This is a genomic window from Streptomyces sp. NPDC087844, from assembly GCF_044742785.1.
Classification (GTDB): domain Bacteria; phylum Actinomycetota; class Actinomycetes; order Streptomycetales; family Streptomycetaceae; genus Streptomyces.
In genome coordinates, this window is record NZ_JBIUVD010000007.1 from 333113 (window position 1) to 359818 (window position 26706).

23 protein-coding genes and 1 rRNA gene are annotated in these 26706 nt (G+C 69.6%); 6 read left to right on the forward strand and 18 right to left on the reverse strand.

The window, feature by feature from the left end; genetic code table 11:
• Positions 1-51 precede the first annotated feature (51 nt).
• Positions 52-1824 carry a lysine--tRNA ligase gene (gene lysS / locus ACIOKD_RS17465; RefSeq protein WP_402084374.1) on the reverse strand — a complete coding sequence of 591 codons (1773 nt, stop codon included), beginning with the start codon at positions 1822-1824 and terminating at the stop codon, positions 52-54.
• A gap of 270 nt (positions 1825-2094) precedes the next feature.
• Here lysS and argS point away from each other — a divergent pair, with 270 nt between their 5' ends.
• The 3 genes from argS (at position 2095) to ACIOKD_RS17480 (ending at position 5932) form a co-directional block, all read left to right on the forward strand.
• Positions 2095-3882: an arginine--tRNA ligase gene (gene argS, locus ACIOKD_RS17470; RefSeq protein WP_402084264.1), complete on the forward strand. Its 1788-nt coding sequence runs from the start codon at positions 2095-2097 to the stop codon at positions 3880-3882.
• Between the two features lie 236 nt (positions 3883-4118).
• Complete coding sequence (locus ACIOKD_RS17475; RefSeq protein WP_402084266.1) at positions 4119-5045, forward strand: phosphotransferase family protein; 927 nt, start codon at positions 4119-4121, stop codon at positions 5043-5045.
• An 89-nt stretch (positions 5046-5134) separates the two neighbouring features.
• Entirely contained in the window at positions 5135-5932 is a 798-nt protein-coding gene (locus ACIOKD_RS17480; protein ID WP_402084269.1) for a DUF4253 domain-containing protein, read from the forward strand.
• 24 nt (positions 5933-5956) lie between these two features.
• Here the strand turns inward: ACIOKD_RS17480 and ACIOKD_RS17485 are convergent, their stop codons facing one another.
• The 8 genes from ACIOKD_RS17485 to ACIOKD_RS17520 form a co-directional block, all read right to left on the reverse strand.
• Positions 5957-6859, reverse strand: a complete 903-nt coding sequence (locus tag ACIOKD_RS17485; protein ID WP_402084272.1) for an SAM-dependent methyltransferase — start codon at positions 6857-6859, stop codon at positions 5957-5959.
• An 84-nt stretch (positions 6860-6943) separates the two neighbouring features.
• Positions 6944-8233, reverse strand: coding sequence for a helix-turn-helix domain-containing protein (locus tag ACIOKD_RS17490; protein ID WP_402084274.1), 1290 nt, complete (start codon positions 8231-8233; stop codon positions 6944-6946).
• 130 nt (positions 8234-8363) lie between these two features.
• Positions 8364-9356: a porphobilinogen synthase gene (gene hemB, locus ACIOKD_RS17495; protein ID WP_402084277.1), complete on the reverse strand. Its 993-nt coding sequence runs from the start codon at positions 9354-9356 to the stop codon at positions 8364-8366.
• Positions 9357-9575: 219 nt separating this feature from the next.
• A complete protein-coding gene (locus ACIOKD_RS17500; protein ID WP_402084279.1) occupies positions 9576-11264 on the reverse strand; it encodes a uroporphyrinogen-III synthase in 1689 nt (562 codons plus the stop codon).
• Positions 11261-12220 (reverse strand): hydroxymethylbilane synthase, encoded by a 960-nt coding sequence (gene hemC / locus ACIOKD_RS17505; RefSeq protein WP_402084282.1) that lies wholly within the window; start codon positions 12218-12220, stop codon positions 11261-11263. Before hemC ends, ACIOKD_RS17500 begins: the two co-directional genes overlap by 4 nt.
• A complete protein-coding gene (locus tag ACIOKD_RS17510) occupies positions 12217-14139 on the reverse strand; it encodes a glutamyl-tRNA reductase (RefSeq protein ID WP_402084285.1) in 1923 nt (640 codons plus the stop codon). Before ACIOKD_RS17510 ends, hemC begins: the two co-directional genes overlap by 4 nt.
• Positions 14136-14912, reverse strand: a complete 777-nt coding sequence (locus ACIOKD_RS17515; RefSeq protein WP_402084287.1) for a redox-sensing transcriptional repressor Rex — start codon at positions 14910-14912, stop codon at positions 14136-14138. Before ACIOKD_RS17515 ends, ACIOKD_RS17510 begins: the two co-directional genes overlap by 4 nt.
• A gap of 331 nt (positions 14913-15243) precedes the next feature.
• Positions 15244-15513 (reverse strand): glutaredoxin family protein, encoded by a 270-nt coding sequence (locus ACIOKD_RS17520; RefSeq protein WP_402084290.1) that lies wholly within the window; start codon positions 15511-15513, stop codon positions 15244-15246.
• Positions 15514-15736: 223 nt separating this feature from the next.
• Between ACIOKD_RS17520 and ACIOKD_RS17525 the strand changes: the two genes are divergently transcribed.
• The 3 genes from ACIOKD_RS17525 to ACIOKD_RS17535 all read left to right on the forward strand — a co-directional run bounded on the left by ACIOKD_RS17525 (position 15737) and on the right by ACIOKD_RS17535 (position 19287).
• A complete protein-coding gene (locus ACIOKD_RS17525) occupies positions 15737-16672 on the forward strand; it encodes an HAD family hydrolase (RefSeq protein ID WP_402084292.1) in 936 nt (311 codons plus the stop codon).
• A 272-nt stretch (positions 16673-16944) separates the two neighbouring features.
• Positions 16945-17721, forward strand: a complete 777-nt coding sequence (locus ACIOKD_RS17530) for an ECF subfamily RNA polymerase sigma factor, BldN family (protein ID WP_107020822.1) — start codon at positions 16945-16947, stop codon at positions 17719-17721.
• 327 nt (positions 17722-18048) lie between these two features.
• Entirely contained in the window at positions 18049-19287 is a 1239-nt protein-coding gene (locus ACIOKD_RS17535) for a DUF5667 domain-containing protein (protein WP_402084296.1), read from the forward strand.
• 68 nt (positions 19288-19355) lie between these two features.
• On the opposite strand, the gene ACIOKD_RS17540 is transcribed toward ACIOKD_RS17535, so the two are convergent.
• The 9 genes from ACIOKD_RS17540 to rrf form a co-directional block, all read right to left on the reverse strand.
• The gene (locus tag ACIOKD_RS17540) at positions 19356-20441 is read right to left on the reverse strand and encodes a lysophospholipid acyltransferase family protein (protein ID WP_402084299.1); all 1086 of its coding nucleotides are present in this window, start codon (positions 20439-20441) and stop codon (positions 19356-19358) included.
• A 25-nt stretch (positions 20442-20466) separates the two neighbouring features.
• Positions 20467-21528, reverse strand: coding sequence for an NAD-dependent epimerase/dehydratase family protein (locus ACIOKD_RS17545; RefSeq protein ID WP_402084301.1), 1062 nt, complete (start codon positions 21526-21528; stop codon positions 20467-20469).
• A 339-nt stretch (positions 21529-21867) separates the two neighbouring features.
• On the reverse strand, positions 21868-21966 hold the full coding sequence (locus ACIOKD_RS17550) for a 30S ribosomal protein bS22 (protein WP_003948845.1): 99 nt from the start codon (positions 21964-21966) through the stop codon (positions 21868-21870).
• A gap of 165 nt (positions 21967-22131) precedes the next feature.
• The gene (locus ACIOKD_RS17555) at positions 22132-22341 is read right to left on the reverse strand and encodes a helix-turn-helix domain-containing protein (protein WP_093781815.1); all 210 of its coding nucleotides are present in this window, start codon (positions 22339-22341) and stop codon (positions 22132-22134) included.
• 129 nt (positions 22342-22470) lie between these two features.
• Positions 22471-23286 (reverse strand): phosphatase, encoded by an 816-nt coding sequence (locus ACIOKD_RS17560; RefSeq protein ID WP_402084304.1) that lies wholly within the window; start codon positions 23284-23286, stop codon positions 22471-22473.
• A 167-nt stretch (positions 23287-23453) separates the two neighbouring features.
• Positions 23454-24626, reverse strand: coding sequence for an acetoin utilization protein AcuC (locus ACIOKD_RS17565; RefSeq protein WP_402084307.1), 1173 nt, complete (start codon positions 24624-24626; stop codon positions 23454-23456).
• Entirely contained in the window at positions 24577-25794 is a 1218-nt protein-coding gene (locus ACIOKD_RS17570; RefSeq protein WP_402084311.1) for an MFS transporter, read from the reverse strand. Before ACIOKD_RS17570 ends, ACIOKD_RS17565 begins: the two co-directional genes overlap by 50 nt.
• 88 nt (positions 25795-25882) lie before the next feature.
• Positions 25883-26530, reverse strand: coding sequence for an HAD family hydrolase (locus ACIOKD_RS17575; protein ID WP_402084313.1), 648 nt, complete (start codon positions 26528-26530; stop codon positions 25883-25885).
• 83 nt (positions 26531-26613) lie between these two features.
• A 5S ribosomal RNA gene (rrf, locus tag ACIOKD_RS17580) occupies positions 26614-26706 on the reverse strand; the annotation flags it as partial.

Below are 26706 nucleotides of genomic sequence, written 5' to 3' on the forward strand. Positions count from 1 at the left end.
GGCGCCCCCTCTCACGTACGAGCCGGTCAGTAAGTACTGCCGACGCCTGTGCTACTGCCCGAGCAGCTTCCTGACCCGCTCCTGGCCCACCGCGAGCAGCAGGGTGGGCAGGCGCGGGCCGGTGTCACGGCCCACCAGCAGGTGGTAGAGCAGCGCGAAGAACGTGCGCTGGGCGACCTTGATCTCCGCCGGGAGTTCCTTGGGTGTGGCGTCGGCGGAGAAGCCGGCCTGGACCTTCGGAACGCCGTAGACGAGGTGGGTGAGCCCGTCCAGCGACCAGTGCGTGTCGAGCCCGTCGAGCAGCAGCCGCAGTGAGGCACGGCCCTGGTCGTCGAGGGACTTGAGGAGTTCGGCGTCCGCCTCCTCGCGTACGACGGTCCGCTGGTCGGCGGGGACCTGGGTGTTGATCCAGGCCTCCGCCTTGTCGAGCCGCGGCCGGACCTCGTCGAGCGAGGTGATCGGGTCCGAGGGGTCGAGCTCGCTGAGGATGCGCAGGGTCTGGTCCTCGGCACCGGCGGTGATGTCGGCGACGGAGGCGAGCGTGCGGTAGGCCATCGGGCGGGGCGTCTTCGCCAGTTCACCGGCCGCGGTGCCGATGGCGCGCGCGTAGGCGGCGACGTCCCCCGGCAGGGCGGAGCCCGACCCGGAGCCGGCAGCCGGGGAGGTGCCCCCAGCCACCTTGGCGCCCAGCTTGTCCCACTCGTCGTAGAGCCGCTGGATCTCCTGGTCGAAGGCGATCTTGAACGACTGGTTGGGCCTGCGACGGGCGTAGAGCCAGCGCAGCAGCTGCGGCTCCATGATCTTCAGAGCGTCGCCCGGAGTCGGGACCCCACCCTTGCTGGACGACATCTTCGCCATCCCGGAGATCCCCACGAAGGCGTACATGGGCCCGATGGGCTGCTTGCCGCCGAAGACGCTCCCGACGATCTGCCCGCCGACCTGGAAACTGGACCCCGGGGACGAGTGATCGACACCGCTCGGCTCGAAGACGACGCCCTCGTAGGCCCAGCGCATCGGCCAGTCGACCTTCCAGACCAGCTTGCCGCGGTTGAACTCGCTGAGCCGGACGGTCTCCGCAAAGGCGCACTCGGTACAGCTGTACGTCAGCTCGGTGGTGTCGTCGTCGTAGGCCGTGACGGTGGTGAGGTCCTTGCCGCAGCCACCGCAGTACGGCTTGTACGGGAAGTACCCGGCGGAACCGGTGCCGTCGTCCTCGGCCGCCGCGCCGGACCCCTCGGCGGCTTCGAGCTCGGCCTCGTCGACGGGCTTCTGCCCCTGCTTCTTCGCGGGGGCCTTCTTGGTCCGGTACTGGTCGAGGATGGCGTCGATGTCACCACGGTGCTTCATCGCGTGCAGGACCTGCTCGCGGTAGACCCCGGAGGTGTACTGCTCGGTCTGGCTGATCCCGTCGAACTCGACGCCCATCTCCGCGAGCGCCTCGACCATGGCGGCCCTGAAGTGCTCGGCCCAGTTCGGGTACGCGGACCCGGCCGGGGCGGGTACGGAGGTCAGGGGCCGGCCGATGTGCTCGGCCCACGACGCGTCGACCCCCGGAACACCGTTGGGCACCTTCCGGTACCGGTCGTAGTCGTCCCAGGAGATCAGATGCCTGACCTCGTGCCCGCGCCGCCTGATCTCGTCGGCGACCAGGTGCGGGGTCATGACCTCGCGCAGGTTGCCCAGGTGGATGGGGCCGGAGGGCGACAGCCCGGACGCGACGACAACAGGTTTGCCAGGGGCTCGGCGTTCCGACTCCTCGATGACCTCATCCGCGAAACGGGAGACCCAGTCGGTGGTCTCGGTGCTCTGAGCCACGATCGGCACGTCCTTCTTTCCTACGGTTCGCACGGCTGACCGCGCCATTGTCCCAGCTCCACCCCCAACCACGAAAACGCCTTTTCTTCGGGGGCCGGCCCCACCCACTCAGCCCGTCCGGCGTTTGAGGACGAGCGCGCAGCGCGATACGGGGGCGAGGGGGCGCAGCCCCCATGCGTGAACGGGAAGGGCAGGGGCGGCGGGGGCGAAAACCCCTTTACCCCCCGTGGGATACTGGGCGGACCCACCCGTACCCATCAGGAGAACGGCACCCACCCCATGGCCTCGGTCACGTCCCTCACCGCCCACGTCCACCAGCGCCTCACGACCGCACTCACGGCAGCCCTGCCGGAGTCCGCGGACGCGGACCCGCTGCTGCGACGCAGCGACAGGGCGGACTTCCAGGCCAACGGAATCCTCGCCCTGGCGAAGAAGGCGAAGGCCAACCCGAGGGACCTCGCGACCCAGGTCGTCGACCGGGTCGTCACCGGTGACCTGATCGAGGACATCGAGGTCTCGGGCCCCGGCTTCCTGAACATCACGGTCACGGACCGGGCGATCACGCGGAACCTCGCGGCCCGCGCCACGGACCCCGCGGACCGCCTCGGTGTCCCGCTCCTCGACCACCCCGGCACGACGGTCATCGACTACGCCCAGCCGAACGTGGCGAAGGAGATGCACGTAGGCCACCTCCGCTCCGCGGTGATCGGCGACGCGGTCGTGCGGGTCCTGGAGTTCGCCGGCGAGAGTGTCGTCAGGCGGCACCACATCGGCGACTGGGGCACCCAGTTCGGCATGCTCATCCAGTACCTGGACGAGCACCCGCACGAGCTGGACCGCGAACCCGCCGGGGACACCGCCACCGCCGAGACGGGCGAGGAGGCGATGTCGAACCTCAACCGCCTCTACAAGGCGGCCCGCGCGCACTTCGACTCCGACGAGGAGTTCAAGAATCGGGCGCGTCGCAGGGTGGTCGACCTCCAGGCCGGCGACCCGCACACCCTCGCCGTCTGGCAGCGGTTCGTGGACGAGTCGAAGGTCTACTTCTTCTCGGTCTTCGAGAAGCTGGACATGGAGATCCGGGACGCGGACATCGTCGGCGAGTCGGGCTACAACGACATGCTGGACGAGACGTGCCGCCTCCTGGAGGAGAAGGGCGTGGCGGTCCGCTCGGAGGGCGCCCTGTGCGTGTTCTTCGACGACGTGTTGGGCCCGGACGGCAACAAGGTCCCGCTGATCGTGCGGAAGTCGGACGGCGGCTACGGCTACGCGGCGACCGACCTCTCCGCGATCAGGAACCGCGTCTTCGACCTGAAGGCGGACACTCTCCTGTACGTGGTCGACGCGCGGCAGTCCCTGCACTTCAAGATGGTCTTCGAGACGGCCCGCAGGGCCGACTGGCTGAACGGGGACACCAAGGCGCGGCAGCTGGCCTTCGGCACGGTCCTCGGCAAGGACGGCAAGCCGTTCAAGACGCGTGAGGGCGAGACGGTCCGGCTGGTGGACCTGCTGGACGAGGCGATCGACCGCGCCACGGCGGTGGTCCGCGAGAAGGCCGAGAAGATGGGCCTGTCCGAGGAGGAGATCGTCGACAACGGCCGGTTCGTCGGGGTCGGCGCCGTGAAGTACGCGGACCTCTCCACGTCCGCCGTCCGGGACTACAAGTTCGACCTGGACCAGATGGTGTCGCTGAACGGCGACACGAGCGTGTACCTCCAGTACGCGTACGCCCGTATCCAGTCGATTCTGCGCAAGGCCGGGGACGCGCGTCCGGTGGCGCACCCGGAGCTGGCCCTGGCTCCGGCGGAGCGTGCGCTGGGACTGCACCTGGACCAGTTCGGCGAGCTGCTCCTGGACGTGGCCGCGGGGTACGAGCCGCACAAGCTGACCGCGTACCTGTACCAACTGGCGTCGCACCTGACGACGTTCTACGACCAGTGCCAGGTGCTGAGCGACGCGAACCCGCGGGAGGTCGTCGAGAACAGGCTGTTCCTCGTCGACCTGACGGCCCGCACGCTCCACCGGGGCATGGCACTGCTCGGCATCAGGACGCCCGACCGCCTCTGAGCCACATCGGCCGGCGGCCCTTCACCCGTTCGGGTGAAGGGCTGCTGCGTGCACGCACGTCAATGCGCTGGCCAAAGGTTGAGGTGTCGGGGCGCACCCATCAGTATGCGAGGCTGCGGGGCCGCCAACCCCGACTCCAGAATCCGTGAGCCTCGTTGAACCGCACGCTGGGAGCGCAATGAACACCGCACTGCCCCTCTTCGTCACTCCGGCCGCCCGGAGGGTGTTCGCCAGTCATGCTGCCACTCGTTGAGACCGGCGATGAGCTGGACCAGATGGTCCGCGACGAGGCCCTGCTGCGGCCGGCCGTGGCGGACCTGTGCGAGCGCCTCGGCCTGGTCCCCAAGCAGATGGTCCGCTACATCGAGGGCTCGCTCCCGGTGTACTCCATCGGCGCCGCGCACGTACTGAAGCTGTTCCCCGCCTTCGAGAAGCTCGACGCCCGGCGCGAGGAGCGGATGCTCAGCCATGTGTACGGCAAACTGCCGGTCCCCACACCGCAGTTGTACTCGGCCGGCGCCTACAAGAACGGCTGGTCCTTCGTCCTGATGTCCCGGCTGCCCGGCGAGGGTCTCGCGGACGCGTGGCCGCGGATCCCGGCGGCGGACCAGGACCGTCTCGTCACGGAGGCAGGTGAGACGCTCGCGGCGCTGCACGCGCTGAGTCCCGCGCCGCTCTCGGACCTCGTCGGTCCGTCCGACTGGGGCCTGTTCGTCGACTCGCAGCGCGCGAACGCGGTTCAGCAGCAGCGCGAGGCCGGACTGCCGGAGGTCTGGCTCGACCAGATCCCGTGGTTCCTGAACTCGGTCCCGCTGCCCGCCCCTTCGCGACGGGTGCTGCTGCACACCGAGTTCATGCGTGAGCACCTGACGGTGGACCCCGACGGCTGGCGGCTGGCCGGCCTCTTCGACTTCGAGCCGGTGCTGGCCGGCCACCCCGCCTACGACTTCGTGAGCGTCGGCCTGTTCCTCTCGTGCGGACAGCCCCGGCTCCTGAAGCGGTTCTACGAGGCCTACGGGCGCCCGCCGTTCGATCCGCACACGGTCATGGCGTACACGCTGCTGCACGTCTACAGCGACCTGTCCTCGTATCTGCGCATGCTGCCGAAGCCGCCGGAGCCGACGCTGGACTCGCTCGCGCGGACCTGGTTCGGCACCGACTGACGGACCGCCGGCGGCCCCCGGGGGCATCGCGGCCCGGACCGTTTCGCCCTCTGGGGCCGTTGTCAGTGGCGGGCTCTAAAGTCACGGGCATGGCGACTCTTCCGAACCAGCTGCCGACGCTCGCGGCCGACCCGGCCGGCCACTCGCTCGGTCTCGACCTCCCGCCCGGTGCCCTGCTCGACACGACGGTCGAGGGCCCCTGGGACGAACCGCTGCTGTGGCGTGCCGACGCCCCGGCGGCGCCGGGCGACTGGCTGCGGCTGGCGTCCGCGCGCCGCACGGCGGGCCTGTGCCCGGTCCTGGTCGGCGGGCGGCCGGACAGCGAACCGCACCCGGACAAGTGGGAGTTGGACCCGGACCTCGCGTCCTATCCGGGCGACCACGACGCCGAGGAGGTCCTCGCGGAGCTCTGGGAGGAGTTCGCGGCCGAGGCGCAGGACGCCGACTGGCCCGGCCTCGCCGCGGCGGGCGTGCCGGATGTCGACCCGGACGTGTGGGCCGCCGAGGTGACGGACGCGCTCGTCGGCGGCGCGAGCCGGCTGAGGGAGCCGCGCCTCGCGCTCGTCCCGGCCCGCCGCAGCGCGGACATCCCGGCCGCCATCGGCTGGTGCGGTCCGGTCAATCTCACCGATGACGTGGCGGAGCTGTGCGCGGTCCTGCGTTCCTGGGAGGACCGCTTCGGCGTCCGGGTCGTGGCACTCACCTTCGACCAGCTGATCGTCTCCGTCGCGGCCCCGCCCAGGACCCCGGCCGAGGCGGAGGCGATAGCCGCCGAGCACTACGCGTTCTGCCCGGACAACATCACACAGAGCGGCCATGCCTCACTGCGGGCGTACGCCGAGCGCGAGGTGCTCGGCGCACGCTCCTGGACCTTCTGGTGGGACTGACCGGCCGGCCGCTGGTTGCCGGCCTCAGGGCTTGCGGCCGGTGACCGCGTACACATTGATATCGGCATCCGTCACGTCATTGATGTCGCGATAGCGGACCTTCTCGATGTCGTCGAGGCCGTCGAGGTAGCCCGCCTCGGGCTGCTCGGGCACGGGCGCCGCGTTGTCGGGCCGCCAGTGGTGGGCGGGGACCACACCGGGCTCGTCCACCACAAGACCGTTCTCGGTGAGGAACCGCTCGACCTCCGCCTTCGTCCGCAGCACGAAGGTGAAACCCCGCTCGGTGTACGTCCGCTGGACCGCGCGGACGTTCTCGGCGTTGAGGTCCTCGGTGAGGTGGCTGAGCACGAGCCGGCTGCCCGAGGGCAGCGCGTCGATCAGTTCACGGACGATCGGATAGGCCCGCTCGTCCTCGACGAAGTGCAGGATCGCCACGAGCGCCAGCGCGATCGGCTGGTCGAAGTCCAGGGTCTTGGCGGCGCCTTCGAGGATCTGGGCCGGGTTCTGGAGATCGGCGTCGATGTAGTCGGTACGGCCCTCGGGTCCGCTGGTGAGCAGGGCGCGCGCGTGGGCGAGGACGACCGGGTCGTTGTCGACGTACACGACACGGGAGTCGGAGGCGATGCGCTGGGCGATCTGGTGCACGTTCTCCTGGGTCGGCAGGCCGGTGCCGATGTCCAGGTACTGCCGGATGCCCTCTTCGCCCGTCAGCGTGTGCACGGCCCGGCGCAGGAAGTCGCGGTTGTGCCGGACGTCGAGATAGCCGCGCGGGTTGGCGGCGAGCGCGGCTGCCGCCGCGGCCCGGTCGACCGGGTAGTTGTCCTTGCCCCCGAGAAAGACGTCATAGACACGAGCCGGGTGCGCCCTGGTGGTGTCGATCCTCCTTCTCAGCTCGGCGGGGTCCTGGCTGAGAGCATCACCGGGCATAGAGCCTCTCCCTGGGGAGTCGCGTCAATCAACGGGCAACAACCTAACTCCTGCGGCGACTTGATAGTGCCCGGCTCCAGGGACTCAGCCCGACACATCGGGCTCGTACTCGTCGCGCCCCCAGGCGGAGTCCCCGAGCGGCTGGTTGTAGGCGGGCCGCCCCACGTTCCCGCTCGTCCGGAAGGGACTGCCGCCGTCGTCGACACGAACCGTGCCCTTCTTGCCCCCGCTCGACCACTCCAGCTCCAGATACCAGCTCACGTTGTACGTCCGCGCGTCCGCGAAGATGTAGAAGACCTCGGGGTCGGACTCGCTCACCTTGTAGGGGAAGTCGCGCTGCCCGGCCCTGGGCGAGGTGTCGGGCCGCCCGGCGTCGAGGTTCACGCCGAACGACGTGGTCTCCACACCGCCACCGCACCCGACGCCCATCGCGAAGTCGTTCCAGGCGAGCGGCGCGCTCTTGTCCACCACCCGCACATGCAGATCGTCCAGGACGACGGTGGACTTCCCGGTGCCCTGGACGGTCAGCGCGAGCATCTGCTGCCCGGCGGCGACCCCGCCGAGCGCGTTGACCCACCCGCGCGCGTCGGGCTCACTCGGCGGCGGGGGAACCTTCTCGGGCTCACGGTCGACAAGGTAGTGCTGGCTGCACGGGCTGTCCCACTTGTACGGGTTGACGGCGACGATGGGAGCGGTGGCACCCTTCGCACCCGCGGCGACCCCCGCCGACCCGGCCGTTCCGCCACTCCGCGACGCGGAGGGAGCCGCGGACGCCGAGGCGCTTTCCGACCGTGAGGCGGACGGTGAGGCGGACTTGTCCTTCGCACCGGCGGACACAGTGGCTTCCGGCCGGTCGTCCGCGGACGCGGCGGCCCCGACGGACTGCTCACGTCCCTCACCGTCGTCGCCCGCCACGACCTGCGCGACGAGCGCCACCGACACGACAGCGGCGGCCACGGCGGCACCGGCGAGCACCACGGTACGCCGCCGCCGCGAGCCCGAAGCGGTGGATCGCGGAGAGACCAGAAGATCGGCGGAACCTGCCGCGTCCGGCAAGTCCTCCGTCACTCCTTCGGCAGTGACCGTCACCGCGACCTCGCTCTCTGCCCCGGCCGCTCCCTCGCTCGGCTTCTGCCCCCGGCGCGCATCCGCGAGAACCCACCGCCGGTGCAGCTCCACCAGCTCCTCGGGGGTCGCTCTGCACACCCGCGCGAACCGCTCCACCGGCGCGTAGTCCGTCGGCACGGCATCCCCGTTGACGTACCGGTGAAGCGTGGACGCACTCGTGTGCAGCCGCTTCCCCAACACCCCGTAACTGAGCCCGGACCGCTCCTTCAGCTGCCCCAACAGCTCCGTGAACTCGTCCCCCGCCACCGTCCGCACCTCTCTCCACGTCCCCGGATCCACATAGCAGGGGCAGGTCATCTCCACACCGGCTCGGACCATCCAAGCACGCCGCCCCCGGCACCCGGGCGACCGCCGATCGGTGGTGAGCCCGCCCGCCTCAACGCAGCTTCTGCGCCACCTCGGTGGCCCAATACGTGAGAACGCTCCGGGCCCCGGCCCGCCGAATCCCGGTCAACGCCTCCAAGATCGCCGCATCCCGATCGATCCACCCCTTCTCAGCGGCAGCCTCGATCATCGAATACTCCCCGGAGATCTGATAGGCGACGACGGGCACATCCACCGCATCCGCAACACGCGCGAGGATATCCAGATAAGGCCCGGCGGGCTTCACCATCACCATGTCGGCGCCCTCTTCGAGATCGAGCGCCAATTCCCGCAACGATTCCCGCGCATTGGCAGGGTCCTGCTGATAGGTCTTCCGATCCCCCTTCAACGAGGACCCGACAGCCTCCCGAAACGGCCCGAAGAAAGCGGAGGAGTACTTGACGGTATAGGCAAGCACCGCCACATCCTCGCGCCCGATCTGATCGAGAGCGTCGCGAACGACCCCGACCTGACCGTCCATCATCCCACTGGGCCCCACCACATGCGCCCCGGCATCGGCCTGTACCTGAGCCATCTCGGCATACCGCTCCAGGGTCGCGTCGTTATCGACACGCCCTTCCCCGTCCAACACCCCGCAATGCCCGTGATCGGTGGTCTCGTCGAGACAGAGATCGGACATCACCAGCAACTCGTCCCCGACCTCACTCCGCACGTCCCGAATGGCAACCTGCAGGATCCCGTCGGGATCGGTCCCGGCAGTCCCAACAGCATCCTTCTTACCTTCCTCCGGCACACCGAACAGCATGATCCCGGAAACCCCCGCGGCCACCGCCTCAGCAGCGGCCTTCTTCAAACTGTCCCGGGTGTGCTGCACCACGCCGGGCATCGCGGCAATAGGCACAGGTGCGGAGATACCTTCACGCACGAAAGCGGGAAGGATGAAATCAGCGGGATGCAGCCGGGTCTCGGCAACCATGCGCCGCATCACAGGACTGGTCCGCAGCCGCCGCGGCCGACTGCCGGGAAAGGATCCGTACGTCGTCATAAGGCCACGCTACGCCCGCCCACCCAATGCCTTTGCCGACGACCAGTCGGAGCCCGGCACCCGCCGCACAACGGGAGCGGGCCGTGCCGGTACGTCGAAGTCCGTCGCATAGGGCTCCTGCAAAAAACCCCACACTTCCAGGCGCACAGCAGTACACCCGGAAGGCGACGGACTCGACGTACCGGCACGGCCCCGACCCACCGACCCACAACAAACGGACTACGTAGTGGTGCGCCTCCGCCGGGACCCGGGCCGCCGCTCACTGGGCCGGGTAACAGGATCCCCGGCCTCAAGAGCGGAAGCCCGCCGCCGAAGCCCGAATTCCGCCAACGCCTCGGCCAGCCGATGCACGGACGGCTCGGGCGACATGACGTCAACGCGCAACCCGTGCTCTTCCGCGGTCTTCGCGGTAGCCGGACCAATACACGCGATAACGGTCACATTGTGAGGCTTCCCGGCAATACCAACCAGATTCCGAACGGTGCTGGACGACGTAAAGAGAACAGCGTCGAACCCGCCCCCCTTGATCGCCTCACGCGTATCCGCAGGCGGCGGCGAAGCCCTCACCGTCCGATAGGCGGTGACATCGTCAACTTCCCAGCCGAGCTCGATCAGCCCGGCCACCAATGTCTCGGTGGCAATGTCAGCACGCGGCAGGAAGACCCGATCGATCGGATCAAAAACAGGATCGTACGGCGGCCAGTCCTCAAGCAGCCCCGCCGCGGACTGCTCCCCACTCGGCACCAGATCAGGCTTGACCCCAAAAGCGATCAGAGCCTTGGCAGTCTGCTCACCCACGGCAGCGACCTTGATCCCCGCGAAAGCACGCGCGTCGAGCCCGTACTCCTCGAACTTCTCCCGCACGGCCTTGACGGCGTTCACCGACGTGAAGGCGATCCACTCGTACCGCCCGGTGACGAGCCCCTTGACCGCCCGCTCCATCTGCTGAGGCGTACGCGGCGGCTCGACAGCGATCGTGGGCACCTCGTGCGGCACGGCCCCGTACGACCGCAACTGGTCGGAGAGCGACGCCGCCTGCTCCTTCGTACGCGGCACGAGCACCTTCCAGCCGAACAGCGGCTTGGACTCGAACCACGAGAGCTGGTCGCGCTGCGCTGCGGAGGAACGCTCACCGACCACGGCTATCACCGGCCGGCCGCCCTCGGGCGAAGGCAGCACCTTGGCCTGCTTCAGCGTCTGCGCGATGGTGCCGAGCGTGGCGCACCAGGTCCGCTGCCGCGTAGTGGTACCGGCGACGGTGACAGTCATGGGGGTATCGGGCTTACGCCCGGCGGCCACGAGCTCCCCCGCAGTGGCCCCCACGGAATCAAGCGAAGCGGAAACGACGACGGTCCCGTCGGACGCCCCGACCTCGGCCCAGCAGCGCTGGGACGCGGTACGGGCGTCGACGAACCGCACGTCCGCACCCTCGGCGTCCCGCAACGGCACACCCGCGTACGCGGGCACACCCACAGCGGCGGCGACACCGGGAACGACCTCGAAGGGCACACCCGCGGCGGCGCAGGCAAGCATCTCGCCGGCCGCGTACGCGTCGAGTCCAGGGTCGCCCGAGACCGCACGGACGACCCGCCTGCCGCCCCTCGCGGCCTCCATGACAATATTGGCCGCGTCCTTCGACGCGGGGACGCCAGAGGTGGCTGACGTGCCGTCAACTACCTTCAGCTGAGGCGTGTCCGGGCTCGCGCCCGTATCGGTGTCGAGCACGGTGACGTTTCGTCTGGCGTGCGTGCGGACGACGTCGAGCACTTCGGGTTCGGCGACCAGGACATCAGCGTTCCCCAGCGCCTCCACGGCGCGCAGAGTCAGCAGTCCCGGATCACCGGGTCCGGCACCGAGGAAGGTGACGTGCCCGTGTTCGAGGCCGATGGGAAGGGTGGTGGGGCTCAATGTACTCGCTCCCCCATCAGACCGGCCGCGCCCTTGGCAAGCATCTCGGCAGCGAGTTCACGGCCGAGCGCCATTGCTTGGTCATGTGTCTCGGGCACGGGACCGGTGGTGGACAACTGCACCAGCGTCGAGCCGTCGGTCGTGCCGACGACGCCGCGCAGGCGCAATTCCTTGACAATCTGCCCGTCGGCCAGCAGGTCGGCGAAGGCACCCACAGGGGCGCTGCAGCCGGCCTCCAGGGCGGCGAGCAGGGACCGCTCGGCGGTCACGGCGGCCCGGGTGTACGGGTCGTCGAGCTCGGCGAGCGCAGCGACGAGGTCCGCGTTGTCCGCGGCGCACTCGATCGCGAGGGCCCCCTGGCCGGGGGCGGGCAAAATGATGTCGACCGGCAGGAAGTCGGTCACTTCATGGGTCCGGCCGACGCGCTGCAGGCCGGCGGCGGCGAGTACGACACCGTCCAGCTCGCCACCCCGTACGAACCCGATCCGCGTGTCGATGTTCCCGCGGATCGGAACGGTCTCGATCGTCAGCCCGAGGTCGCGCGCATGCGCGTTCAGCTGCGCCATGCGACGCGGCGAGCCGGTACCGATCCTCGCCCCGTCCGGAAGCTCGGCGAACGTCAGACCGTCGCGTGCGATCAGCACGTCGCGGGCGTCCGCGCGGACGGGTACGGCGGCCAGCGCGAGCTCGTCGGGCTGCCCGGTCGGCAGGTCCTTGAGGGAGTGCACGGCGAAGTCGACCTCCCCGCGCAGCAGCGCGTCGCGCAGGGCGGTCACGAAGACGCCCGTGCCGCCGATCTGCGCGAGGTGCTCACGGGACGTGTCCCCGTAGGTCGTGATCTCCACCAGCTCGACGGGCCGTCCGGTCACCTGGCTCACGGCGTCCGCCACCTGCCCGGACTGGGCCATGGCGAGTCTGCTCCGCCTGGTCCCGAGCCTCAGTGCCTGCTCAGTCATGCTCGCCCTCGGTTTTCGGCGCTCTCGAAGTTGTCGCTGTCGGAAAATCTGCTGCCGACGACGAGCCCGCTGTCGTCAAGACCACCGTCGCCACGACGACCGTCGACCACACCACTGTCGGTGTCGGCGTCCCGGCCCTCGGCCCGCGAAACGGCGGCGACCGTCTCCTGGTCCAGGTCGAACAGGGTCCGCAGTGCGTCCGCGTACCCGGCACCGCCGGGCTCGGCGGCCAGCTGCTTGACCCGTACGGTCGGCGCGTGGAGCAGTTTGTCCACGACGCGTCGCACGGTCTGGGTGATCTCGCTGCGCTGCTTGTCGTCGAGGCCGGGCAGCCGGCCGTCGAGCCGGGCGATCTCGCCCGCGACGACGTCGGCCGCCATCGTGCGCAGTGCCACGACGGTCGGAGTGATGTGCGCGGCCCGCAGCGCGGCGCCGAAGGCGGCGACCTCGTCGGAGACGATCCGTCGCACCTGGTCCACGTCGGCGGCCATGGGCGCGTCGGCGGACGCCTCGGCGAGGGACTCGATGTCCACCAGCCGCACCCCGGGCAGCCGGTGCGCGGCCGCGTCGATGTCACGGGGCATGGCGAGGTCGAGCAGCGAAAGCACCGGGGTGGGCCTGGGCACCGTGGCGACGGGCTCGGGCCGGCGCCGCTCGGGCACTCGTCCAAGAAGGGCTGCGGCGGCGGCGAGGGCGGTGATGGCCTCGGCCTCGGCGGCCGGGTCGAGCAGCGCCACGGAGCCGGGCTGGCCCTCGGCGGCCGTCGCCGACGCGCCCTTGTCCACCCAGGCGGCGTGCTGTTCGAGCTCGGCCGCGCCCATCCCTGCCACGGCGGCCTCGCCGAGCACGGAGAACCCGGCGGTGCCCTGCACGGTCTGCACGCCCTGCACGGTCTGCACGCTCTGCGCGGCGGAGGGGTCGAGCGGACAGTTCTCCTCGGTCCCGACGCTGGTGGGCGACAGCTCGCCCCGCACGACGGACGCACCACTCGCGCCGCGCGCGCCGGCACCCGGAGCCGAGGCCGGGGTCGGAGCGGGGGAAGACACCCGGACCGCACGCCCCTCCATCGCGGTCGCGACGACCTCGGCGGTGAGAACAAGACCGGTCGCACCGGTGCACGACACGACGACATCGGCACGTGTCAGTTCATTCGCGACGGCGTCGATCGGCACGGCACGGGCAAGCACGTCGGTGCCGCCCTCCCTCGCCGAACCCTGCGCGTACTGCTCCACGAGCAGCGTGGCGAGCCGCTCGGCCCGGTCGAACGTCCGGTTGGCGACGACCACTTCGGCCACGCCCGCGCGCGCGAGCGTGGCGGCGGCCAGCGAGGACATCGAGCCGGCGCCGATCACGAGGACCCGCTTGTCCCGGGCCCAGGCCTCGACCGTCGCACCCTCGGCGAACTGCTCCAGGCCGAAGGTCACCAGAGACTGCCCGGCCCGGTCGATGCCGGTCTCCGAGTGAGCGCGCTTGCCGACCCGCAGCGCCTGCTGGAACAGGTCGTTCAGCAGCCGGCCGGCCGAGTGCAGTTCCTGCGAGGTGGCGAGCACGTCCTTGATCTGGCCGAGGATCTGGCCCTCGCCGACCACCATCGAGTCGAGTCCGCACGCCACCGAGAACAGATGGTGGACGGCCCGGTCCTCGTAATGCACGTACAGGTAAGGGGTGAGCTCTTCCAGTCCGACCCCGCTGTGCCGCGCGAGCAGCGTGGAGAGCTCTGCGACCCCGGCGTGGAACTTGTCCACGTCGGCGTACAGCTCGATCCGGTTGCAGGTGGCGAGCACCGCGGCCTCGGTGGCCGGCTCGGCGGCGACCGTGTCCTGGAGCAGCTTGATCTGGGCGTCCGCGGACAGCGCGGCGCGCTCCAGGACGCTGACCGGAGCGCTGCGGTGACTCAGCCCGACGACGAGAAGACTCATGCCGGCATCACGGCGGGGACATCCCCGTCGGGCCCTTTCCCGGCCCCCTTGGCCGCCGCGGCGGCCTGCGCCTCGGCCGCGAGCACGGCGTCGGCCTGCGCCTCCGCCTCCTCGCCGGCCTTGCGCTGCTCGTGGAAGGCGAGGATCTGCAGCTCGATGGAGAGGTCGACCTTGCGTACGTCGACGCCGTCCGGCACGGACAGCACGGTCGGCGCGAAGTTCAGGATGGAGGTCACACCGGCGGCGACGAGCCGCTCGCAGACCTGCTGGGCGGCCCCGGCGGGGGTCGCGATGACACCGATCGACACACCGTTGTCGTCGATGATCTTTTCCAGCTGGTCGGTGTGCTGGACGGGGATCCCGGCAACGGGCTTACCGGCCATCGCGGGATCGGCGTCGATCAGCGCCGCGACCCGGAACCCGCGTGAGGCGAACCCGCCGTAGTTGGCCAGAGCGGCGCCGAGATTTCCTATCCCGACGATCACTACGGGCCAGTCCTGGGTCAGACCCAGCTCGCGGGAGATCTGGTAGACGAGGTATTCGACGTCGTAGCCGACACCGCGCGTCCCGTACGACCCGAGGTACGAGAAGTCCTTGCGCAGCTTGGCGGAGTTGACCCCCGCCGCGGCCGCGAGTTCCTCGGAGGAGACCGTGGGTACCGAGCGCTCCGACAGAGCGGTGAGGGCTCGGAGATACAGGGGAAGCCTGGCGACGGTGGCCTCGGGAATCCCTCGGCTGCGGGTCGCCGTTCGGTGAGTTCGGCCAGTTGCCACGGTGCTCCTGCGGGTAGCGCGGGGCTTCAGGCGGTCACACGTTCCTGGACCGCCCCGTCGAATGCAGGCTATGTCTTTGTGAACGCGTGCACAAAGATGGTGTCCGATTTGCCCGGCCAACGTGACCGGGGTCACGCACCCTCGGCGCACCCGTACGGAACCGGCGCACGCGCGCCTTCGTTCCTCACATCTTGGGGGCAAAACCGCACACTCTCCTCTACGATCCCCGCCCCCGAGTCCGAATCGCCCTCGATCCTAAGTGACATTCCGGCCCCGCCGGACTGCTCGGTCAGGCCACGGTCCGATTACTCCCGCGCCCCACCGGCCACCCCTATGCCGTGAGCGCCCGCCGCAGCCGCCCCTCGTCCACCCGCCAGAACGTGTGCTGCGCCCCGTCCACCAGCACCACCGGGATCTGCTCCCAGTACTCCCGGTGCAGCTCCGCGTCCTCGGTGATGTCCTTCTTCTCCCAGCGCACCCCGAGCTCACCGCAGACCTTCTCCACAACACCCTGTGCGTCTTCACACAAATGACAGCCGGGCTTCCCGATCAAAGTGACGACGCGCTCCCGCCGCCCACCACGCCGAAAAAGAGAGTTCATCCCCTCATTCTCCGCCCACCCACACCCATCCTTGTCATAGGGGCGCGGGGAACGGCGCGACCAGCCACCACCGCCCGGCACCCGCCGAACACACCCCCTCCCCGGCGAAGCCACAAGAGCGGCCCACCAAGGCCAAGCCCTGCAACAACACCGCCGCGAAGAGTTCACCGCATCCAAACCTCCCGACTCCAGCCCCACCGAACAAACTGGCTATGCTCACGCCATGGCCGCTCTCGGATGGCTCACCCCCCGTAGGCGCTCCGCGACAGCGCGAAGCGTGCTGGCAGGCGAGGCCTCGGCTGAGGCAGCGCGCAAGACCTCCCAGGAGCTGGAAGAGCTCGCACACGCCGCACCCGGAACCGCCGAACCGGACTTCCCGGTCTACGGCGACGACCAGGCCGCCGCGTTCTTCGACCTGGACAACACCGTCATGCAGGGCGCCGCGATCTTCCACTTCGGCCGCGGCCTGTACAAGCGCAAGTTCTTCGAGTCCCGCGACCTGTACCGGTTCGCCTGGCAGCAGGCCTGGTTCCGGCTGGCCGGCGTCGAGGACCCCGAGCACATGCAGGACGCCCGCGACTCCGCCCTGTCCATCGTCAAGGGCCACCGCGTCGCCGAACTGATGTCGATCGGCGAGGAGATCTACGACGAGTACATGGCCGAGCGCATCTGGCCCGGCACCCGCGCGCTGGCCCAGGCCCACCTGGACGCGGGCCAGAAGGTGTGGCTCGTCACGGCCGCCCCGGTCGAGATCGCCACGGTGATCGCCCGCCGCCTCGGGCTGACCGGCGCCCTCGGCACGGTCGCCGAATCGGTCGACGGCGTATACACCGGCAAGCTGGTCGGCGAACCCCTGCACGGCCCCGCGAAGGCGGAGGCGGTCCGCGCCCTGGCCGCGGCGGAGGGCCTGCACCTCGGCCGCTGCGCCGCCTACAGCGACTCCCACAACGACATCCCGATGCTCTCGCTGGTCGGGCACCCCTACGCGATCAACCCGGACGCCAAGCTCCGCAAGCACGCCCGCACGCTCGACTGGCGGCTGCGCGACTACCGCACGGGGCGCAAGGCGGCGAAGGTCGGCATCCCCGCGGCCGCGGGGGTCGGCGCGGTCGCCGGCGGCACGGCCGCCGCCATCGCCCTGCACCGCCGCCGCCGCTAGGTCCTGTCGCCCCGTTGACGGCACCCGGCCACAACACGCCCCGGACTCAGACGTAACGCAAACCGATTCGATCAACAACCGGTCACTATCCGGCACTTGATCAGGTGTCATTCGGTTACAGAAGCGACGTAATCGATGATTTGAGCAACTGGGTGTAGCACTGCCTGTACGAAGCGTTATTCTCCTCAGACGCATAACGGACCCCACTCTTCGCTACGACGAGTGAACGGTCCGGTACTGCACGTGATGGAAGCTCTGCCTCTGGGAGTCCCGTGTACCCACACGTCGGGGTTGACGCCTCGGGCCTGGCTACGCTGCGCGCAACGGTCCTCGACCGCTTGCGCGGCTTCGTCCCCACCGCGTACGCCGTCCCCGCCCTCGCTGTCTCCGTCGCGCCCGTCGGCCCGTGCTACGCACTGGCCGAAGGCAGCGCGGCGGTCGGCAGACGAGGACGTTCGAGCGCGCCAGCCACCCCCGCACGCCGCCCGGCCGCAGACAGTGACAGCGCCCGGATGATGGATCTCGTGGAGCGCGCACAGGCCGGTGAGGCCGAGGCCTTCGGCCGGCTCTACGACCAGTACAGCGACACTGTGTACCGCTACATCTACTACCGCGTCGGCGGAAAGGCGACCGCGGAAGACCTGACGAGCGAGACGTTCCTGCGCGCACTGCGCCGCATCGGAACGTTCACCTGGCAGGGCCGTGACTTCGGCGCCTGGCTGGTCACCATCGCCCGCAACCTCGTCGCGGACCACTTCAAGTCGAGCCGTTTCCGGCTCGAAGTGACCACCGGCGAGATGCTCGACGCCAACGAGGTCGAGCGCTCCCCCGAGGACTCCGTCCTGGAGTCCCTCTCGAACGCGGCACTGCTGGACGCCGTTCGCCGCCTCAACCCCCAGCAGCAGGAGTGCGTGACCCTGCGATTCCTCCAGGGCCTTTCGGTCGCCGAGACGGCCCGCGTCATGGGCAAGAACGAGGGCGCGATCAAGACCCTCCAGTACCGGGCGGTGCGCACCCTGGCCCGGCTCCTCCCGGAAGACGCCCGCTGAGACCACGTACCCCCGCGAGCCCGACGCCACGCGGCCGGCCCACCGGACCGGTTCCGGCACGACTACGGCAGGACTCCGGTACGACCCCGTATGAAGCCATACGCTCAGCGACGCTCAACTCACCCTCCGTGAAAGTCCGTTGACTTCGCGGTCCGATCATCCGTCGTCCGTAACCCAAGTGCCGAGCCGCTCGTTGTGCGGGATACAGGCTCCCTGTGGTCGCACCCTGACCGTCTTCGATCACTCGATCGAGTTGTTGTGGTCAGTAGGTGCAACCCTCAGGACCCCCTGGGGAGCCGACCGTCATGACGAGAGGAGGTGCCGCCAGTGATCGCGAACGTATCGGCGCACCGGCGGACGAACGCCTTCGCCCAGGCCCTGGAGGAGCAGTCCGACAGGGGCACGGCGGCCGAGCAGTCCGAAGGACCTGCTCCGGCTGTCGCGGACCGGTCCGAGCAGAGCCGGATGCTGTCCCTGGCGACCGGCCTCGGCGAGCTGCCCAAACCCACGATGGACCCCGAGGTGAAGGTCGTCCAGAGGGCCCAGCTGGTGGCCGCCATGGAGGCCATGCTGCTGGAGGGCACGGCCGCGGGAGGCGATGCGACGGGCCTTTCGGTCCCCGAGCAGCGGTCCCAGCGGGGCAGGGGCGCACACAGAGCAACCGGACTGGGGAAACTGCGGCCCCGTTCCCGGCTGTCGAAAGGGCTCGCCGCGGGCGGACTCACCGTGGGCGTGGCCGCCGGAGCTTTCAGCGGGGTCGCCGCTGCCAGCTCCGACGCCCTGCCCGGTGACTCGCTCTACGGGCTCAAGCGCGGAATGGAGGACCTCAAACTGGGCATGGCCGACGGCAGCAGTGACCGCGGCGAGCTCTATCTCGACCAGGCCTCCACCCGGCTGAGCGAGGCGCGCCGCCTGATGGAGCGCGGCCGCTCGGGCCCCCTGGACCACGAGTCCCTGGGCGAGATCAGGCGTGCGCTGTTCGGTATGCAGCACGACGCCGCCGAGGGCCACCGCCTGCTGCACGAGGCCTACGAGCGGGACCCGGACTCCCTGGGCCCCATCCAGACGCTCTCCGCCTTCTCGCAGTCGCACCGCGACGCCTGGGGCGCCCTGCGCGACCGGCTGCCCGTCCAGCTCGGCGACGTGAGCCGCCAGGTCAGCTCGGTCTTCGACGCCATAGACGAAGAGGTCGAGCCGCTGCGCGCGCTGCTCCCGCAGCCGCCCGCCCCGGAGGGCACCGGCCGCCACCGCGGCCCGAGTTCCGACTCGCCCGGTTCCGCGGGGTCGGACCGCTCGGTCCCGCCCAGCGCCACGGGCAGCGACTCGTCCGACGGCACCGGCACCGGGACAGGCAGCGGCAAGCCCAAGCCGTCCACGTCCAAGACGGAGGACGACGGCCTGCTCGGCGGCAACACCGGCGGCCTCCTCGACCCGCCCGAGGACGACAACACCAGCGCCTCACCGTCAGGCAAGGACACCCCGGCCCCCGAGCCTGATGTGACCCTGCCGCCCCTGCTCCCGGGCCTGCTCCCGGGCCTGGGCATCGACAGCGAGGACGCGGACTAGGTCGTACATCGCCAGGGGAGCGGGGGAACACGCGGTGAGCGCGTTCCCCCGCTCCCCTGGCACGTACGTCAGAAGAAGACCGAGCGGCGCTGTACGAGCAGCTTGTAGAGCGTGTGCTGGATCTGCTCCCTGACCTGGTCCGTCAGGTTGAACATCAGCATCGGGTCCTCGGCCGCCTCCGGCGGATAGCCGTCCGTGCGGATCGGCTCGCCGAACTGGATCGTCCACTTGGTCGGCAGCGGCACGGCGCCCAGCGGACCGAGCCACGGGAACGTCGGCGTGATCGGGAAGTACGGGAAACCGAGCAGCCGCGCGAGGGTCTTCGCGTTGCCGATCATCGGGTAGATCTCCTCCGCGCCCACGATGGAGCACGGGATGATCGGCGTGCCCTGGCGCAGCGCGGTCGACACGAATCCGCCGCGGCCGAAGCGCTGAAGCTTGTAGCGTTCACTGAACGGCTTGCCGATGCCCTTGAAGCCCTCCGGCATCACACCGACCAGTTCGCCGCGCTGCAGCAGCCGTTCGGCGTCCTCCGCACACGCGAGGGTGTGGCCGGCCTTGCGGGCCAGCTCGTTCACCCCGGGCAGCATGAAGACCAGGTCGGCCGCGAGCAGCCGCAGGTGCCGGTTGTCGGGATGGTTGTCGTGGACGGCGACCTGCATCATCAGGCCGTCCAGCGGCAGCGTCCCGGAGTGGTTGGCGACGATCAGCGCCCCGCCCTCCGACGGGATGTTCTCGATGCCCTTCACCTCGACGCGGAAGTACTTCTCGTAGAGGGGGCGCACCAGCGACATCAGGACCTGCTCGGTGAGCTCCTGGTCGTACCCGAAGTCGTCGACCTCGTAGTCGCCGGTCAGGCGCCGCCGCAGGAACGACAGCCCGCCGGCGACGCGCCGCTCCCAGCCACCGCCCTCCGGCTTCTCCGCGGCAGCCGGTCCGGCCACCGACTCAGCGGGCGATCCGGCAGCAGGTTCCTCACGCGTCACAGGAACATCATCCTGCGGAATCGTTCGTGCGGGCAGGGGCTGGACCTCGTGAACCGCCGAGGGCTCGCCCTTGCGCCTGCTCCCCGCGCCCCGGCGCCGCGCGGGCCGTTGTACGGCACTCCCGCGGGACCGGTCGTCGTCGAACGGAATGACCTTGGCGTCCGCCATCGTTGATGCGCTCCTCGGTTGGCGCTCAGTTGGCGCTCTGCGTCGGGGGGTGGCCACCGCCCAGTGCGGGCAGTGCGGCGATCCGGTCGACGGCCCCCGCGAGGGCCTCGGGCGGCAGCAGTCCGGGGCCCCGGCTGCGGGCGAAGTCCGCGAACGCCTCCGCCGTCGTGAATCTCGGCCGGTATCCGAGCGTCTCGCGCATCTGGTTCGTCGCCACGACCCGGCCATGGGTGAGCAGCCTCAGCTGCTCGGGCGAGAAGTCCGTCATGCCCACCGTACGCAGTGCCGAGCCCACCCAGCTGATCGCGGGCATCAGCAACGGAACCGTGGGCCGGCCCAGCCTGCGCGCGCACTGCGAGAGCAGCAGGACGCCGTCGCCGGTGATGTTGAACGTGCCGCTGTTGAGCGTGCCCCGCTCCGGCTCGTACGAGGCGATCCGCAGTACGTCGATGACGTCGTCCTCGTGCACGAACTGCAGCCGCGGGTCGTAGCCGAGGACGGTCGGCAGGACAGGCAGCGAGAAGTACGCCGCGAGCGGGGTGTCCGCGCCCGGTCCGAGGATGTTGGCGAACCGCAGCACGCACACGGCGACGTCGGGCCGCCGCCGCGCGAACCCTCGTACGTATCCCTCGACCTCGACCGTGTCCTTCGCGAAGCCGCCGCTGGGCAGTGACTTGGGCGGGGTCGTCTCGGTGAAGACGGCCGGGTCGCGGGGCGCGGACCCGTAGACGTTCGTGCTGGACTTCACGACCAGCCGCTTGACCGTCGGCGACTTCTGGCAGGCACCGAGCAGCTGCATGGTGCCGATGACGTTGGTCTCCTTGACCGAGGTCCGGCTGCCGCCGCCCAGCGGGGTGGCCGTCACGTCCAGGTGCACCACCGTGTCCACGGAGTGCTCGGCGAGCAGCCTGGCGAGGGTGGGCTGCCTTATGTCGGCCCGTACGAAATCCGCTCCGCCCAGGTGGTGCTCGGGCGCGACCGCGTCCACGGCGACCACCCGGTCCACCTCGGGGTCACGCTGGATCCGTCGTACGAACCGGCCCCCCAGCTGACGGGCCACTCCGGTCACGAGCACGACCTTCCCCAAGATCAGCGCCTTTCTTCCAGCCGTCGACGACACCTGCTCGTACTCTGCCGTGTTCCCCGTGACGGTTACGTTAGCGGGTCGGTGTTGCGCTGTAATGACTGCCCGACGCACGAAGTGAACGCACCCCCGGACATACGATCAGACCAAGCCATCTGCCGCACGGAACGTACGCTCAGGCATACGCACGGCGTTCGCACCGCCGGACATCGAGGGCCACGAGTTTCCGTCCGGCGCACACGACTGTGGCCCCCCACCGACCGGTGGGGGGCCACAGAGCGCACTGTCGCGGCGTCGCCCACGCCCCGCTTGCGCGTGGTGGGCGACCGCCGCAGGCCGCGACTACTTCTTGTTGCGTCGCTGAACGCGAGTGCGCTTGAGCAGCTTGCGGTGCTTCTTCTTGGCCATCCGCTTACGCCGCTTCTTGATAACAGAGCCCACGACTACCCTCGCTCACTTCTCTTTACTCGTTGCTGGGCTGCATGGGCCCACACGACTTATGAGGGGCCAGCCTACCCGCCTGAGCGCCAGAGGTTGTAATCGAGGGGTTCCGGGCGAAATCCCAGGGACGCGATCAAGCACCCCGGGACCTCACCCGGACCACCGTCAGGCTGTCTCCACCCCCACGTAGGACTCGCGAAGGTACTCGTGAACCGCTTGCTCCGGGACGCGGAACGACCTCCCCACCCGGATCGCGGGCAGATGACCGCTGTGCACCAAGCGGTACACGGTCATCTTCGACACTCGCATCACCGAGGCGACTTCCGCCACGGTAAGGAACTGAACCTCGTTCAGAGGCCTCTCGCCAGCAGCCATGACACACCTGAACCTTCCGCACTCGACGGTCGCCGGCTTCCCCTTCCGGTGACACTTCGTCGTTGCGTGCTCACTCCCCAGAGTAGGGGCGGGTGATGCGAGTGGGGAAGAGGAGCCCCCATCGGCGGCCTACTGTGACAGACACGCTCGATTGAGTACATAGCGAGTAAGCGGTCGGTAGTAATCAGACCGCACAGCGTCATCAAGTGGAACGGCGACGGACACCCGCCCCTCTGCCTCACCGACGAACAGCGCGGGATCATCGGTGTCACCCAGGCCGATGGCCTCGAACCCCAGCTGACCTGCTCCGCAGACCCATCCGTGGTCCCCCACCACGAGCTCCGGAAGCGGCCCGCCGGCCTCCGCCGCGGCAGCCAGTGCGGTACGAACCGGGAGGGGTGAGTGTGTGTGCGCGCCGGTCTCGTGACCGGCGCCCCGCGCCCCGGGTTCGCGCACCAGCGCGACTCCTCGTACGTAGGCAAGGTTGTACGTGCGTAGGCCGAACCGGGTCGTTATGTCGACACAGCTACCATGCGCGGAGGTGAGGACGGTACACCCCGCCGCCGACAGAGCGTCCGCGAGAGCGGCGTAGAAGCCGAGCAGTCGGTGCGGATGTCCGGTGCCGAACAGCACCGGGGAACGGTTCCGCGCGGCTTCCGCAAGCCGCTCCGCGAAGGCGTCGAGCGCCACGAGGGTCCGATCGGGATCGATCACATCGGGCCCGGACGTATGCCGCGGATCATCTGATACGCCACACTTCTCCGCCATCAGAGCGATCAAATCGGACTGCTTCCAGGCCCATTCGGGATCGAGTCCGATCGTCAGCCGCGGATCGCGAGCGGCGAACAGCCGATAACTCCTGAGGCTCACCTCCCGCGAGGTGGCCACGGCCCCGGCCAGTCTCGCCGCCAGCAGATGCGCCCGCAACGCCCCGGTACTCAACACGTCCCGATGCTGCCGCACCCACCGGGCTCCCGCGCCAAAACTGTCCCAGCACCCCACAGTTGGCGTAACGACTCGGAGGCCTACCCCCCTCAGCCCGTCCGGCGTCGAGGACGAGCGCGAAGCGCGATAACGGGGCAAGGGGGCGAAGCCCCCATGCGGTGACAGCCCTAAGCCAGCAACCCCCGCAGGGGAAACGCCGCCCGCCGAGCGGCCAACACGGCCTGATCCAGTCGATCGGCGGGGTCGTACCCCGCCTCCCACCCCACGAACGACACAGGCCACCGCCCATCAGTCATCCGCACAGGCCCCAACTGCCGCGTACGAGCGAACACCTCCGCCCGCCAACTCTCGGGAATGACGGAAGACGGTGCCACCTCCCGCCCCGCGGCGATCGCCACAAGATGCGTCCAGGACCGCGGCACGACATCCACCACGGCATACCCGCCCCCACCGAGCGCGACCCACCGCCCCTCGGCGTACTCGTGCGCCAGCTCATGACACGCCATCTGCACAGCCCGCTGCGCGTCCAGCGACACGGCGAGATGGGCGAGCGGGTCCTCGAAATGCGTATCGGCCCCGTGCTGGGTGACGAGCACCTGCGGCCGGAAGTCGGCGATCAGCTCCGGTACGACGGAGTGGAAGGCCCGCAGCCACCCCGCGTCCCCGGTCCCGGCCGGCAGGGCCACATTCACGGCGGAACCCTCCGCCCCCGCGGCCCCGGTCTCCTCGGGCCACCCCGTCTGCGGGAACAGCGTGCGCGGATGCTCGTGCAGCGACACGGTCAGCACCCGCGGGTCCTCCCAGAACGCGGCCTGCACACCGTCCCCGTGGTGCACGTCCACATCCACGTACGCGACCCGCTCGGCCCCCAGCTCCAGCAGCCGGGCGATGGCCAGCGCGGCGTCGTTGTAGATGCAGAACCCCGACGCGGCCCCGGGCATCGCGTGGTGCAGCCCGCCCGCGAAGTTCACCGCGTGCGGCGCGTCGCCCCGCCACACGGCCTCTGCGGCGCCCACCGACTGCCCCGCGATCAGGGCGGACACCTCGTGCATACCGGCGAAGGCGGGATCGTCCATGGTCCCCAGCCCGTACGCCGCGTCGGCCGCCCGGGGATCCACGGAGGCGGTCTTGACCGCCTCGACGTAGTCCTCTCTGTGCACCAACCGGAGGGTGGAGTCACCGGCGGGCTTGGCCGCGACGACATCCACCTCCCGGTCGAGCCCGAAGGCGTCGACCAGGCGCCGGGTCAGCGCCAGCCGGACCGGATCCATCGGATGATCCGGACCGAAGTCATAGCCCGTTACTGCCTCGTCCCACATCAGCTGTGCGCGGCCGCTCATGCCCGTCACCGTATCGGGAAGGTCCAGAAGCGAACGACCGGGCGTAGAACAGTGTCACGAGCACCAACACCATCGGTACCAGCATCGCGCCCCGATAGCTCCACGCATCGCCCAGAGCTCCCACCAAGGGCGAACCGATCAGGAACCCCACATAGTTGAAGATGTTCAGCCGCGCGACGGCCGCGTCCGCAGCTCCGGGGAACAGCCTGCCCGCCGCCGCGAACGTCTGCGGCACGATCACACACAGTCCGAACCCGACAAGAGTGAAGCCGAGCATCCCGACCCAGGCCCCCGGCGCCACCGCCACGACCGCGAAGCCGGCCGCCGAGACCACCGCCCCCACCCGCACGACCGCCACCGCCCCGAACCGCCGCACCCCGAAGTCCCCCACGGCCCGCCCGAGCAGTGTGGTGACCATGTAGACGTTGTACGGAACGGTCGCCAGTTGCTCCGAGCTGCCGAGCACGTCCTGCAGATACTTGGCGCTCCAGTTGGAGACGGTCGAATCGCCGATGTACGCGATGGCCATCACCAGACACAGCGGCAGCAGCAGCTTGAACCCCACACCCGCGCCACCGGCCACATCCGGCGCCTGGGCCTCCTTCTGCCCACTCCCGTCGACGTACCACCGGCTCCCCACCAACGCGGCGGGCAGCAGCACCAGCACGACGGGCAGGTACGACACGAACAACGCCAGGTCCCAGTGCGCCCCCACCCACGCGAGCGAGGCCCCGACGATCCCACCGAGACTGAACGCGGCGTGGAACCCGAGCATGATGCTGCGCCCGTACGTGTGCTGAAGGCTCACGCCGAGCATGTTCATGGATGCGTCGAGGGCTCCGACGGCCAGTCCGAACGCGGCGAGAGACAGCCCCAGCTCCCACAGCCCGTCACCGGCCCCGACCCCCAGCAGCGCGAGCAGCACGACCGGCTGGGCCCAGCGCAGTACGTGACTCGGTGGCACCCGCTTCACCAGGTGCTCGGTGCAGACGCTCCCGACCCCGGCGAGGATCGGCACGGCGGCGAGGAAGGCGGGCAGCAGCCCGTCGGACACGCCGTACCGGTCCTGGATCGCCGGGATACGGGTCACGAGCAGAGCGAAGGCGACGCCCTGGGCGAAGAAGCTGAACGCCAACGAAGCCCGGCCACGCCGCAGCACATCTGTCATGGCGGCTCAGCGTAGGGCTCAGGCTTACTCGTGGGTAGACGAACAAGAAGATGAATTTCGTTCAGCTTCAGTCAGCTCCAGCCGTGTGTCAGTTCCGGAGGAGTTCCAGGAGCTCGCCCATCTCTCCGAAGAGCCGGTCGGCACCCGCCAGCCGCGCGGCCGGCGTCATCGCCGTGAAGCCGTACACGTCCATCCCTGCCGCGCGCGCCGCCCGCACCCCGAGCGGACTGTCCTCCACGACAACGCACTTCTCCGGGGGCACTCCCATCCGTTCCGCCGCGTGGAGAAAGAGGTCCGGTGCCGGCTTGCCTCGCCCCACGTCCTGCGAACTGAAGATCCGCTCGTCGTCGAACCAGCGGTCGAGCCCGGTCTTCCGATGCCCCACCCGGATCCGCTGATGGCTCCCGGACGACGCCACACAGTACGGAATCCCGTCCGCGGCCAGCTTCTCCAGGACCTCCACGGCCCCCGGAACCGGCTCCAACTCCCGCTCGAAGGCGGCGAACACCCGCCCGTGAAAGACATCGTCGAAATCGGCGGGCAACCGCTCCCCGGTCCGCTCCTCGACCAGGTCGTGTACGCGATGCATGGCGGCCCCCATGTAGTCACGCAGGGAGTCCTCGTACGAGGTGGGGTGCCCGAGTTCGGTGAGATACGCGGCGAGCAGGGTGTTGGAGATGGGCTCGCTGTCCACGAGGACACCGTCGTTGTCGAAGATCACCAGTTCGTAGCGCATGACAAAGACCCTAAGCCGATCTGAAAGCGTCCGAACGCAAAAAAGCCCCCGCACCGAAGTGCGGGGGCTTTTCCGTAATATTAGTTCGGCGGCGTCCTACTCTCCCACAGGGTCCCCCCTGCAGTACCATCGGCGCTGTAAGGCTTAGCTTCCGGGTTCGGAATGTAACCGGGCGT